General features: G+C 48.3%; 11 protein-coding genes. 6 read left to right on the top strand and 5 right to left on the bottom strand.

Going from position 1 to position 13,566, the window contains the following annotated elements:
* Positions 1-6: 6 nt before the first annotated feature.
* Positions 7-2,760 carry a DUF11 domain-containing protein gene (locus KME12_15865; protein MBW4489266.1) on the top strand — a complete coding sequence of 918 codons (2,754 nt, stop codon included), beginning with the start codon at positions 7-9 and terminating at the stop codon, positions 2,758-2,760.
* 53 nt (positions 2,761-2,813) lie between these two features.
* Here KME12_15865 and KME12_15860 read toward each other — a convergent pair whose 3' ends face one another.
* A complete protein-coding gene (locus KME12_15860; GenBank protein ID MBW4489265.1) occupies positions 2,814-4,475 on the bottom strand; it encodes a PAS domain-containing protein in 1,662 nt (553 codons plus the stop codon).
* A gap of 297 nt (positions 4,476-4,772) precedes the next feature.
* Between KME12_15860 and KME12_15855 the strand changes: the two genes are divergently transcribed.
* Positions 4,773-5,591 (top strand): SDR family oxidoreductase, encoded by an 819-nt coding sequence (locus KME12_15855; GenBank protein ID MBW4489264.1) that lies wholly within the window; start codon positions 4,773-4,775, stop codon positions 5,589-5,591.
* A 147-nt stretch (positions 5,592-5,738) separates the two neighbouring features.
* Here KME12_15855 and KME12_15850 read toward each other — a convergent pair whose 3' ends face one another.
* The gene (locus KME12_15850; protein ID MBW4489263.1) at positions 5,739-5,969 is read right to left on the bottom strand and encodes a Nif11-like leader peptide family natural product precursor; all 231 of its coding nucleotides are present in this window, start codon (positions 5,967-5,969) and stop codon (positions 5,739-5,741) included.
* Between the two features lie 483 nt (positions 5,970-6,452).
* Between KME12_15850 and KME12_15845 the strand changes: the two genes are divergently transcribed.
* From KME12_15845 to KME12_15835, 3 genes are all read left to right on the top strand, one after another.
* Complete coding sequence (locus KME12_15845) at positions 6,453-7,409, top strand: LysR family transcriptional regulator (protein MBW4489262.1); 957 nt, start codon at positions 6,453-6,455, stop codon at positions 7,407-7,409.
* A 110-nt stretch (positions 7,410-7,519) separates the two neighbouring features.
* Positions 7,520-8,710, top strand: coding sequence for a transposase (locus tag KME12_15840; GenBank protein MBW4489261.1), 1,191 nt, complete (start codon positions 7,520-7,522; stop codon positions 8,708-8,710).
* A gap of 296 nt (positions 8,711-9,006) precedes the next feature.
* Positions 9,007-9,438 (top strand): DUF2809 domain-containing protein, encoded by a 432-nt coding sequence (locus tag KME12_15835; protein ID MBW4489260.1) that lies wholly within the window; start codon positions 9,007-9,009, stop codon positions 9,436-9,438.
* On the opposite strand, the gene KME12_15830 is transcribed toward KME12_15835, so the two are convergent.
* On the bottom strand, positions 9,399-10,034 hold the full coding sequence (locus KME12_15830) for a conjugal transfer protein TraX (protein ID MBW4489259.1): 636 nt from the start codon (positions 10,032-10,034) through the stop codon (positions 9,399-9,401). The two genes, KME12_15835 and KME12_15830, sit on opposite strands and share 40 nt — an antisense overlap.
* 45 nt (positions 10,035-10,079) lie before the next feature.
* The gene (locus KME12_15825; protein MBW4489258.1) at positions 10,080-11,465 is read right to left on the bottom strand and encodes a hypothetical protein; all 1,386 of its coding nucleotides are present in this window, start codon (positions 11,463-11,465) and stop codon (positions 10,080-10,082) included.
* Between the two features lie 176 nt (positions 11,466-11,641).
* Here KME12_15825 and KME12_15820 point away from each other — a divergent pair, with 176 nt between their 5' ends.
* Complete coding sequence (locus KME12_15820; protein ID MBW4489257.1) at positions 11,642-12,790, top strand: alanine--glyoxylate aminotransferase family protein; 1,149 nt, start codon at positions 11,642-11,644, stop codon at positions 12,788-12,790.
* Positions 12,791-12,877: 87 nt separating this feature from the next.
* Here the strand turns inward: KME12_15820 and KME12_15815 are convergent, their stop codons facing one another.
* Positions 12,878-13,519, bottom strand: a complete 642-nt coding sequence (locus tag KME12_15815; protein MBW4489256.1) for a Uma2 family endonuclease — start codon at positions 13,517-13,519, stop codon at positions 12,878-12,880.
* Positions 13,520-13,566 lie beyond the last annotated feature (47 nt).

Below are 13,566 nucleotides of genomic sequence, written 5' to 3'. Positions count from 1 at the left end.
AAAGCTATGAAACTTCAACGCTTTCCTAATCTCAAGCTCTTGGCTCCTGCTGCACTCACTCTCGCTGGTGCTACTTTAGGGATTACTACCCCAGCGATCGCCGCTCCCCAGCTTACTATCACTCCTATCACTTGGAACGTAATTGGTTTAGATAGTGTTGCCTCTCAAATGCTCGGTGGAGCAGGTCCTGATCAGTTTCTAGAAGGGGCTCGGGTTTGTAACGTGGGTGATACTACTGCAACTAACGTCACAGCTTCCTTTGTTAAAACTGGAGGCAGTAGCTATATCGGCTTATTCGGAGCTAGCACTCTTTCTATCCCTTCGCTGCCCGCAGGTACTACATCTCTACCTCCAGGGAATACAGGACCTACCCCCAGTAACTGCTCTGATTTCTACTTCAACGTGAAAATTGCTCGTGATAGATTAGCCTATTCTACCCTTGCTACCGCTAGCACTAGGCAGCAGTTTTATATTTCGGCCACTGCCACAGGGTTAGGGACTATCACAACACCTCAAAATCGAGAATTGTATGTTGAAAAATTGGTATCTCAATCGAGAAACGCAGTTGATAGCATTTCTGGACCCAGCACCGTCTTTGTAGGAGACATTGTTCAATATACAGTTAAGGGACACACTGCCCCTGGTGGATACGAACAGCTGTCATTCTTACCTGTTTTACCTGGTTTTTTCCAGCTCCTTTCTGTTTCTACAACCTATTCATCTCCGTCTGGCTCCACTAATAACGTTGTTTATGCTGATGCCTGCGGTTGGGAAAACAATCCCAGCAGTACCTACTATCACAACAACCTGACTTGTGATAACCCCTCCATTCCCAGCGGTTATGTTGGTGAAAAGGTTGGTGATAATGTCACAACCGTTTACACAATTAAAATTTTGTCAGCAGGTAGCGGCGCATTAACTAACATTATTTATGACTTCTCTGGAAGTAGCTACCACTACAACGCTGACGTTGGTACGGGAGCAAACTTATTTGCCGTAACTGCCTTTGCCCCTTCAGCTGGCATTGACCTCATGCTTCAGAAGACCCGAGTTAGCACTTTTGCTAATGGTATTAATGGGCAATATACACTGAATGTCTCAAACGCAGGGACGCTCTCCACTACTGGAACCATCACAGTTACAGATGTACTGCCTACATCCCTAGAATATGTTTCTGCTAGTGGCAGTGGTTGGACTTGTGGTTACAACGGAACCAATCGGACGGTAACTTGTACCAGCCCTGGTCCTTTAGCCTCTAAAGCGAATAGCAATATCACTTTAACAGTCAAGCCGAATACAACAGGCACAATTTCTAATACTGCTGAAGTAATAACTGCTAACGATATTGTTAGTGCTAACAATAAGTCCACTGACACAACAACCGTTAATGCTCCTGTTAACTTAGCTGTCACCAAAACAGTTGGATTAACGGGTAGTTCTGCTACCCCCATTACCAGTGCCAGTCCTAATAGCAATATTACCTACACCCTTAAAGTTGCAAACAACAGTGGTTTCGATATTACAGGAGCAAAACTAAGCGACATTGTTGACCCTGCCATTACTGTTTCGACTACTCCCACACCTACTTGCAACCCAAGTGGAGGTAGCACTTGTACACTGACTGTAGCGGGTAATGATATTAGCGCGCTTCTCAACTTAAAAAGCGGTGGTACTGCCATTATTACTATCACTGGAACTGTTGCACCCTCAGCAACTGGCACTATTCCTAATACAGCTCAAGTTGCTCCACCTACAGGATATGTGGATCAAAACCTTGCAGATAACACGGCATCCGCAGATGTTAATGTCAGTGCTCCAGATTTAACGATTACCAAAACTCATACTGACAAGTTCCTACTCGACCAAAATAGTAACTTTATATTGACTGTAAAAAATATTGGTTTTGCAGCTACATCAGGCACTATTACAGTTACTGATCAGCTCCCTACAGGTTTAACTTATCAATCAGCTACGGGCACAGGTTGGACTTGTTCCTTCAATGCGACTAACACGACAGTGACTTGCACGACTAGTAACGCCATTGCTGCTAGCAGTTCTGGCAACCCCATTACCATTACAGTTCGGCGAGATTCATCGGCAGCTGTTGTCAACACAGCTATGGTTGCTGGCGGTGGAGATAAAAACACCACCAATGATCTAGGTAGTGATGCGATCGCAGGTATTTCTCAAGTACGTTTGGTCAAGCGAATTACCGCCATCAATACCACGAGTAGAACAGGTTTTATAGATGGCCCAGGCAACGATGATATAGCTACCAACTGGCCTTCCCCCACGAGTACCTCTCTACAAGGCGTCGTCAATGGTGGTGCCGTACGATCTGGGGATGAAGTCGAATACACTATCTATTTCTTATCTGACGGGGGAGCAGATGCCCAAAGTGTCGTGTTGTGTGATCTCGTGCCCCTCAATCAAACCTTGGTGACGAATGCTTATAGCACTGTAACAGCAGGTTCAGGCGGAACAGCGGGAGCAACTCGTAGTATCGCGACTTCTGTTAATGGTGCTCAAGTGTCTTACACCGATTTGGTTGATAGAGATGCAGGTGGGTTCTATGCAGTTGGCGCATCAGTTCCCCTCCCAACGGGCGGCACTAGCCCTCAGCCCTGTCCTGCGACGAATACCAGCACCAATGGCAATGGGGCAGTTATGGTTAATCTGGGTACCCTCCCAAGAGCGACTGCTCCTGGAACGCCCGCAGGTTCTTACGGCTTCGTACGTTTCAGAGCCAAAGTGAATTAAGCCTAACTTGTTGCAGTGTCTTGGCTCAATGACAGAAAAGAGAATAAATCAAGTTAGGTTTGAGCTTGCTTATCAAGCATGAGATAGGTTTTCATCAACCCCTTGCCTTTGACCTCGATTAGACCTCGCTCTTCAAACAAGTACAAATTCTGCAATCGCTGATAGGTGGTTTCAGTTACCTGAATTCTACCGGGTAAGCCATGAGATTCCATGCGACTGGACAGGTTGACGGTATCTCCCCACAGATCATAGGAGAACTTTTTGGTGCCGATTACCCCTGCTACCACAGGCCCAGTGTTGATGCCAACACATAAGTTTAGCTTCGTTCCATGTTTGGTGTTGAATTGGACGATCGCCTTCAACATATCTAGTCCCATCTCCGCGATCGCTTCTACATGATGCTCGGAAGGGATAGGTAATCCTCCTGCCACCATATAAGCATCCCCGATGGTTTTGATTTTTTCTAACCCATGTTTCTCGGTGAGTTGATCAAAAACAGAGAAAATCTCATTTAAATAGCTAACTAGCGCAGTAGGGGTAATTTCACTGGCCCATTGAGTGAAATTGGTGAGATCGGCAAAGAGAATCGTGACTTCCTCAAAACTATCCGCGATCGTATCTTCTTGTAGCTTGAGGCGTTTGGCGATCGGGGCGGGCAATGTGTTTGAGAGGAGACGGTCTGCCTGCTCTTGCTGATAGCGCAAAGCTTCTTCCATCACCCGTCGCACTGTAATGTCATGGATAAAAGCAGATAGACCTTCATAGGAAGGAAACGCTCGCACTTCAATCCAACGGCCTAGGGGAGCGTAAAACTCCTCAAAATTAACGCTGATTTGTTGACTTACAGCTTTATGAAATTCCTGATCAAACTTTGAACCTGCTAAGTCACTCAAAACCTCCCAAATCGCTTTACCTAGCAATTCTTCTGGGGGTTTCTGTAAAATTTGGCCTGCTTTTTGGTTGACGAAGGTGAAACGCCACTGAGGATCTAAGGCCCAAAACCCATCGGTCATGCCCTCTAATAGGTCTACGACTTGCTGGTCGGAGGCTCGCAACTTGGTTTCTGCTTGTTGATAGCGAAAAATTTGGCGTTCTAGCTTCTCAATTTGCAAGCGCAGTTCCATTTGAGTAATCACCTGTCGCCCCAGCACTTGCAATGCCTCTCTTTGCTCAGGGGTGAGATTGCGAGGCATGCGATCGAGCACACAAAGCGTGCCTAAGGGAAAACCATCGGGTGTAACGAGAGGGGCTCCTGCATAAAAACGAATGCTGGGATCGCTGGTGACGAGGGGATTCTCAGCAAAGCGATCGTCTTCCAGCATATTTGGAACTACAAACAACTCATCTGGCTGAGCGATCGCATGGGCACAGAAGGCTTGCTCTCTTGGAACTTCTACGGCATCTATACCAAATTTAGATTTAAACCACTGGCGATGGGAATCCGTCAAGCTAACCAAGGAAATGGGGCTACCACAAATCTGAGCTGCTAGCTTCGTCAGCTCATCGAATGCTTCCTCTGGCATCGTATCCAGAATGTTGTATTCCTTTAAGGCTCCCAAACGCTCTGCTTCATTACTAGGGATGGGAGGGGCTACCACTGTAGGCTTAACAGATGTAGGCTTAACAGATGTAGGCTTAGCAGAGATAGGTTGAGGCGATCGCAGCCGACGTGGTTTGACTCGAACGCGGTTGGTTATGCGGATGAGCCATTTCACTAACCTAGTTAGTATCTGATTCACGGAACTCAGGTAATGCATTGGATGTCAATAGCTCCCAACCTTTGGTAAGCCCAAAACTCCAGGCTCAGCAGCGAAACTCAATAACTCAACCATCAACATCCATTAATCCCAAAATTGGCCGTAATAACGCTATTTCTGACCTGAAAGCTAGCAATAGTAGGGTCTGAATCAATCTATACCCGGTTTACAATGAACATCCAGCGAAAGTGAGAGGGTTTTTAACCTATTGTTACACAAGCTAGTAGGAGTAAAGCAATGTTTACTCGTTTAGGTATGGCTCCTACAGCATTAATTACAGGTGGTTCTGAAGGAATTGGTAAAGCAACCGCTCTACTTCTGGCCCACAAAGGTTACAACTTAGTTTTAGCCGCTCGGCATACTGATCGACTAGAAACAGCAGCCCAAGAGGTGCGATCGCTGGGACGAGATGTATTACCTGTGGTAACGGATATGAGAGACCCGGTGCAGGTAAATACATTAGTGGAAAAAGCCCTAGGGCATTACGGCCACTTGGACGTCTTAGTGAATAATGCTGGGATATATCTCTCTGGCCCTGTCGAAGCCTTTTCTTTAGATGACTGGCACCAAGCTATCGACCTTAACTTATGGGGATATATCCATGCTATTCATGCCTTGCTCCCTCACTTCCTCCAGCGTGGCACTGGCACCATCGTCAATGTGAGTTCCATTGGTGGTAAAGTTCCCGTTCCTTATTTGACTCCTTACTGCACAACCAAATTTGCTGTGACTGGCCTGACGGAGTCCTTGCACTCGGAGCTATCTCCCAAAGGGATTCATGTCGCAGGCATCTATCCCAACGTGGTCAAAAGTAACTTTATGCAGCGGGCGATCTTCCGGGGTAAAGATACTCAAGATCAGCAAGCTCGTCAATCACAACTGGAACAAGTCCTCCAGGTTCCTGTGGTAGAAAAACCAGAAGATGTGGCACAGGCCATTTGGAGTGCGATCGCCCAGAAAAAAGCCGAGGTCGTTGTCGGTTCTGCAAATATGTCAATTGCAGCGAATCGCGCTTTCCCCAGCCTAATGCAGTGGGTTTTCAGGAAAACATTCCAGTTAAAAGACCAAACGTAGGCGATCGCCAAGGAGAGCAAACACCAAGGAGAGCAAACACCAAGGAGAGCAAACGCGAGAGCTTAGGGATAGGGCGATCGCTTGAGCTGTCACACATGTTACTCAGGCTATTGAGTGAAGCTATTAACTAAAGCTAACTCCCAGGATTCACCTGGGTAATATGTGCTGACGCGGACCAATCCCAGGATTAATCATCGCCGCAATTTCAGCTTCCGAAAGTTGCTCAATGGCTGTACTAAGATCCTCCAAAGTAAATTCATAGCCACTTTGAGCCGCAATCTCAATGAAAGTTTGCGGATTGGAAGTCGCTTTTAGCTTGTTCTTTAAGGCTTCGTCCTGGGTGGCCGCTTTAAAGAATTGGGCTGCACCTTGTGTCATGATGTCATATCCTCTTACAACACAGATCAGCGCGATCGCTAAGAGAGCTAGCGCTGGGCAGCATCATGGTCAGCAGTTAGATAGCCAGTAGTCAAACAGAAAAAGTATCTGACGGTACCTGGTGAGAAAGGGTCTGAAGCAGTAGAAAAGTCGTTTGTGACTAGAAGTTCACCCAGGAGCGTCTTTACACAGGGGCTTCGAACAACGTGATAGTAACTGCTTACTCCGATACTGTCTTAGGAAACTTACCAATGGCAGCTTCTTACCTCTTAGCTTAAAAGAAGTAGCAAAAATAGGATCAATTTGACAGCAAAGTTTACTTCATCCCAGACGGTTTTCTATAACAGAGCTGTAGCGTTTGGCAAGAGATTGCAGAGGCTCTTGACTAAGATGATATGCTGATAAATGTATAAGTAAAAATTGACTTTGAAAATAATTATCATAGAATTCTATCTATGAATCATTCATTTCGGAGTAGCACCTGTGAGACAAATTACACTCCACCAGCTCCAAGTCTTTGAAGCGGCAGCTCGCCATTGCAGTTTCACTCGTGCTGCTGAAGAACTTTTTTTGACTCAGCCCACCATTTCCATGCAGGTGAAGCAACTCTCTCAAGCGATCGGCTTGCCTTTGTTCGAGCAAGTGGGTAAGCGGCTTTTCTTGACAGATGCTGGGCAAGAACTCCTTGTGACTTGCCGTGAGATTTTTGAGCGCCTCTCTTTGCTAGAAATGGCTGTGGCGAATATGAAGGGTCTTAAGCAGGGGCAACTACGTCTCGCAGTCATTACAACTGCAAAATATGTTGTACCTCGATTGCTGGGGCCGTTTTGCCAGCGCTATCCCGGTATTGATGTGTCGCTGAAAGTGACCAATCACGAACGGGTGCTAGAGCGGATGACAGGGAACATGGACGATCTCTATATTGTGAGCCAGCCACCAGAGCATCTGGATCTTCAATCCTATGCCTTTGTCGAAAATCCCTTAGTAGTCTTGGCTCCTCCCAATCATCCTTTAGCGCATGCCAAACATATCTCTCTCAAGCAATTAGCAGAAGAACCGTTTATTATGCGGGAGCCTGGTTCTGGAACCCGCAAAGTGGTACAGGAATTGTTCGATCGCTATGGGATTCCAATCAAGGTCAAGCTCGAAATTGGCAGCAATGAAGCGATTAAGCAAGCGATCGCCGGGGGTTTAGGCATCTCTGTGCTTTCGCTGCATAGCTTAAATTTGGAGGGGAACCACGGACAATTCAGTATTTTGAATGTTGAACATTTTCCCATCCTGCGACATTGGTATGTAGTCTATCCTACAGGCAAGCAGCTTTCTGTTGTCGCTCAAACTTTCTTCGACTATTTGCAAGAGGAAGGAAAGCAAATTGCAGATTTGAGAAATACTGTAGGATGGTCATCTGAATTGAAGAATTTGGTTAATTTGGTCTAAGGTACACCATTTTATAGAAATCGCCTTATATCCCACCGCTAAAGTATGTGGGATATAAGGCGGTGAGTCGTAGATGAATAATTTTATGTAGACTGTGATAATATAAGGGGATGATTGTACTTGAGTTTAAGGCTTACGGAAAATCAACGCAGTTCAGCGCCATTAATGAGGCTCTGAGAACCGTTCAATTCATTCGTAACAAGGCTTTGCGCTTTTGGATGGATGGGTTGGGTAAGACTCAATACGACCTCAATAAATACTGCGCTGTCCTCGCCAAAGAGTTTTCCTTTGCCAATGAACTCAACTCAATGGCGCGTCAAGCTGCGGCTGAACGCGCTTGGTCTGCAATCAGTCGCTTTTACGACAACTGCAAGAAGCAACTCCCTGGCAAGAAAGGATTTCCCCAGTTTCAGAAGGACAATCGCTCGGTTGAATACAAATCATCCGGGTGGAAGCTGGCTGAAAACCGGAAATCTATCACTTTCACCGACAAAAAGGGAATCGGCACCCTGAAGCTAAAAGGCACCCGCGATCTCCACTTCTACCAGAGCGACCAAATCAAGCGAGTGCGACTGGTAAAGCGGGCTGATGGGTACTACGTTCAGTTCTGTGTGTCGGTCGATCGTTCTGAGTCGGTTGAAGCATCAGGCAGTGCCATCGGACTCGATGTAGGACTCAAAGAGTTTTACACCGACTCCAATGGCGTGATGGTTGAGAATCCGCGTTTTCTCCGTAAGAGTGAACGCAGATTAAAACAGGCTCAAAGGCGCGTGTCAAAGCGGGTCAAAGGGTCAAACAACAGACGCAAAGCAAGGCAGATTTTAGGTAAGCGCCATCTCAAAATAAGTCGGCAACGTAAAGACCACGCTGTGAAGTTAGCGCGGTGCGTCGTTCAGTCTAACGACTTGATCGCCTATGAAGATTTGAGCATCAAAAACATGGTGCGGAATCATTGTCTTGCCAAGTCGATTAACGACGCATCTTGGTATCAGTTCCGGGTGTGGCTGGAATATTTTGGCAAGGTGTTCAAGAAGATCACCATTGCTGTACCGCCGCATGGGACGAGCCAAGAATGCTCTAGCTGTGGAGTGGTGGTCAAGAAGTCACTCAGCACGAGAACCCATGCTTGCCAGTGTGGGACTGTGCTAGACCGTGACCACAATGCGGCTAGAAACATCCTGAGTCGAGGATTGAGTACGGTAGGGCATACCGGAACTTTTGCACGAGATGCAAGCAACGCTTGGGGAGAAGACACCGCTACTCTGGCTGGAGCAATCCTGTCTGAGCAAGTGACTTCGTAGAGCCAAGAATCCCACGTGCTTTAGCCCTGGGAGTGTCAATCTTCAGAATAGATAAGCCTCAAGAACTAATGGTATCCACTCCACTTCTAGACTGTCTACTCAACCTCGCGTCGTGCAAGCACTGACTGATGAGCTATTTTTAGACTGGCAAAAACTATTGCAACCGCTTGGCGTTGAGTCATTCACGATTCAATCAACTTTTGCTGAGCTTGTTGCCTCCTTACATGCAGGCCAAATTAGAACTTTTAGCCCGTGACAACCTTAGCCGAGAGCAGACTCTCTCAGCACCCTAGCGCATGGCTACTCCATCTCACCGTGACTGGCTGAAATATCGAATTGCCTTATTTCTGAGTATTTTGGCGATCGCACCTCTCGGTTATGGGGTTCGCTTCTCTAAGTTTGGCCCTGCTTGGTTCAATGATGGGGCGGGCAGTGTCGCCTACGAAATCTTTTGGATCTTTTTAGTGGCGCTATTCTGGCCAAATACATCTCCTTTTAGGATTGCAGCAGGTGTCTGCCTTGCTACCTGTGGTTTAGAATTTTTGCAACTTTGGCAACCTCCGTGGCTACAAGCTTTGCGCGCAACCTTACCAGGCCGACTCATACTAGGAAATACATTTACTTGGTCAGATTTTTCTAGCTATTTTATTGGCAGCTTTATCGGTTGGCTGGGGCTGCGATCGCTCCGTCACTGGCTACGAACCACAGCCCAAATCAACAGTAGATGAGCCGGGTAAAAGGTATAAAACCAGCGCATCGTCGGCCCCTTCTGCTGGTTTGTTATTAGCAACAATAATGGAGCCAATGCAGCAGGGAGTTGAAATAAGCCAAATTCACTGGAAGCGATCGCTAAAAAGAGATGTAATCCTAGCCAGATCCCCCACCAGTAATAGGTGGAGCGAAACTGAGATAACAGCCCAATGATTGCAATCCCATAAGCGCCATATTCAAACTTCAGCAGTTCTGCCGCAATCATACTCGCCGCCAAAATTCCATAGCGTAGTTCTGGCCAGTGGCGGCTCAACCGCAACATCGTCACTCCTAACGTCAGCGTAAATAGAATATTGAGGAATTCGCCCTGCAAGGCCAGCACATACAGTGGCTGACTGACAATGCCTAACACCAGCAGCCTGAGTAGATAGCGCTCTACGTTACGAGTATGTTGTTCTCCCTGCGCCAGCAGCCACGCAAATAAAGGAAAGCTGAGACGACCTACCATACGGAATGCTAGGACATTGGGAAAGAAAACTACCCCCACATGGTCAATCACCATAAGGATTGCAGCCAAAAGCTTGATGTGGAAGTTATTCAGCTGCAACGGCATGGGTGGGGGCTTGAATAGAACACTATTTGCAGTCTAACTGTTTAGTTACTTGGCAGAACGGGGTTGCCAGCCGTACCAGTGACGGAGGGTGAGCCAAACGACCGAGAGTAGCCCTGCCAAACTCAGCGTCAGCCCTGTAAACGGCACCAGCAAGCCAAACACAGGTAGGATTGCACCACTGATAGTCGCGATCGCCGCAGCAATTGAGGCGCGTTGATTTCTTCCCAAACCCCAAGCCAGAAACAATATCACGGGAGCCAGGATAGCCCAAGCAAAAGGAGCAGGGATAATGCGGCTGAGGTAGGTGAGAGTCAAGAGACTGGCGAAGAAAATTCCAGAGGCGATCGCCACATCTCGCAGCCGCAAAGGCACCGAAAGATACAGAACCAACAGCCACCAGAGCAGCAGCGCCGGAGCCAAAAGCAGCAACCGAGGCAACACCCCTGTATTGCGGACTGGAGCCGTAGCTGTAAAAACACCAAAGGGATTCAACACCGAAACATTATCGGCAAACTCCCAAGTGAAGCGAGTCCCCCGCCCTTCCGGTTGCATTTTTGTGGGCACAATACCACTGGCAAATTGTGCACCGGGAAAACTGGCGAGTGCCGTTAAGCGAAATTTTGAAAGCAACTGCGACCCTGCACTGTAAACCCAGCGCGGACCACCTACAGCTTGGTAGGTAATCCGGAACTGAGCCGACTCACCTGCACCCAAACGGAGAGGAAAGCTATAGTTACTTTGCTGAGAAGGCTGTAGACGCTGGCCATTCCGTTCTACCCGATAGTCTTGCAATAAGGTATAGCCCACGGGTGGCGGAGTTTCAAAGAAAAAATCATCAGTGGTATCTAAAGTATTAACCACTTCATAATTGCTATCAAAGCCAACCTGATAGAGCAAGCGGTTGGTGGCGGGGTCTGTGGTTTGTCGTAGCGTCACATCTACCTGGGTACGGTTGGGGGTAAGAAAGCGGCTGACCTCCTGAGTGCGTTTCTCCTCCACAACTTGCCCATTCACAACCGTGGTAGTTGTATAGGGTTCCTCCACCGTGTATCGCAGTTGTGGAGCGGTATGTTCTAGGCGTTCTCCCGCGACATTGCTAGCGATCGCGGCAATCCGGGATTGCTCCCAATGGTGATAACGGTTGGCCAGCGTGGAGCAGAGAAAAAAGCCACTGACCACAATCAACAGGATTAAGGTGGTATGTTGTACGGTTCGCAGTAGCAGGCTGTACTGCGGCATCCAAGTTTCTGTCCAGAGAACTTTGGTGCGGCGACCCAAGGAGAGATTGAGGAGCGCGATCGCACCTCCCAGGAGACCTGTCAGCACGACAAATAGCAGAAACAACTTCATCCCCTGCTCCCCAAATTGGATCAACTCCTGGGGATGGGTGAGGTCAGGGAGAGAGGGGATTCCCTGAGGTGGTGTATTCATAGTGATTAAAACTGAAGAGAGAGCTAGCCCCCTAGACTACAAACTGCTGAATTTAGATTCCGCGATCGCCAAGCTCTTCAAATAATGAAATCTAACGCAGTTTGGTTCGAGTCCAACCAGCCTTTAGACTTGAGAGTATGCCTTGCTTGATGCGCTGAACAACTTTAGAACCGACCATGACATTAACACTTTCCATCAACGACGCTCAGCGATTGCAACTCGCACCTCTAGCCGCGCCTACCCGCTTGCTCTTGGGGCCTGGTCCCTCCAATGCTCACCCGGATGTGCTAGCCGCCATGAGCCAAACGCCAGTGGGCCACCTTGATCCAGCTTTTCTGCAATTAATGGACGAGATTCAAGCCCAGTTGCGCTACGTCTGGCAAACCGAAAACCCCCTGACGATCGCGGTTAGCGGCACGGGCACAGCAGCTATGGAAGCGACCCTCGCCAATACCGTCGAGCCAGGGGATGTGGTGCTGGTGGGTGTCGCAGGTTACTTTGGCAATCGCTTGGTGGACATGGCAGGACGCTACGGCGCAAATATGCAGACTATTACCAAGCCTTGGGGCCAAGTTTTCTCGCTAGAAGAACTCCGCACCGCTTTAGAAACTCACCGTCCGGCGATTTTGGCTCTGGTCCATGCCGAAACTTCCACCGGAGCCCGCCAACCGATAGAAGGCGTGGGTGATCTGTGTCGTGAGTTTGACTGTTTGTTGCTGCTCGATACCGTTACTAGTCTGGGTGGTGTGCCCATCTTCCTAGATGAGTGGAAAGTGGACTTGGCCTACAGTTGCAGCCAAAAAGGTCTAGGTTGTTCTCCTGGCGCTTCTCCCTTCACGATGGGACCACGGGCGATCGCCAAAATGCAGCAACGCCAAACTAAGGTGGCGAACTGGTATCTGGATATGAACCTGCTGGGCAAATATTGGGGGAATGAGCGGGTTTATCACCACACGGCTCCCATCAACCTCTACTATGGCCTGCGAGAAGCCCTGCGTCTGATTGGTGAAGAAGGATTAGCGAACTGCTGGCAGCGCCACCAAAAGAACGTGGAATACCTCTGGCAAAGTCTGGAAGAGATTGGCCTGACTCCCCACGTCGATCGTGAGTTCCGCCTTCCCACCCTAACTACGGTGCGAATTCCAGAAGGTGTGGATGGCAAAGCGATCGCCCGTCAACTCCTGAACGAGCACAATATTGAAGTCGGTGGAGGTTTAGGCGAACTAGCAGGCAAAGTTTGGCGCGTGGGCTTGATGGGCTACAACAGCCGCCCCGAAAGTGTCGATCGCCTGATCGCAGCGCTGAAGCAAGTGCTACCGCAGTAATCGATTCAGGTTGAAATTGTTTTTGTAATAGTAAGTTCTTGGGGCATCTCTGGCAGGTGCCCTATTTATTGAGGGAGCGATCGCCAACTAAGCTTGAAACTGTTGTAGTAACCAAGCTCCTACCTGAGATTGGTCTGTCTCACGGCTGCGTTGGAGGGCTGATTCTAGAGTGGCGATCGCTAACCCTGAAAACACTTGGGATTCCTGAATCCGTCTGCTGCCTTGGTCGGCAATGGCGTAAGCCAGAATTTGAGTGTTCTGCACATCTACCACCCAATATTCGCGCACGCCCAACTCTTCATACAGTGCACGTTTGGTGCCCAAGTCATCAAGCAGTGAGCTTCTGGCTATCTCAATTACTAAATCAGGTGCAGGATATTGGTTGAGATTGACAATTCCGGTGCCATTGGGGATTGCTTGAGCCTGAGGGCCGACATAATAAGCAACATCGGGTTGGCATTCTTGCAATCCAGTTTTACGAAAGGTGGTGGTGTCTAAACCTGTCGCTGAAATTCCTCTGAGGGCCACAAAAAGATTGACCGCAAAGATGATCACGACATGATCTTTGCCATGATCAAAGCTGACTGGCGACATCTCAATCCTCATGTGGCCTTTGTAATAATATCCCTTCGCCTGCTGAGTCACGGAAGCATCAAGCACCTGGAAATATTCATCCCAAGATGCCGCTAGCCAAGTATCAGTGGGTATTTGGGTCTGTAGATCACTCACGGCTAGCTCCCCACCAATCAGGAACGTCTCTGTACCTTAATAGCAAT

This window comes from Trichocoleus desertorum ATA4-8-CV12 (assembly GCA_019358975.1).
GTDB classification, from domain to species: Bacteria; Cyanobacteriota; Cyanobacteriia; order FACHB-46; family FACHB-46; genus Trichocoleus; species Trichocoleus desertorum_A.
The sequence above is the reverse complement of the archived record's forward strand: the minus strand, read 5'-3'. Positions and strand labels throughout refer to the sequence as shown.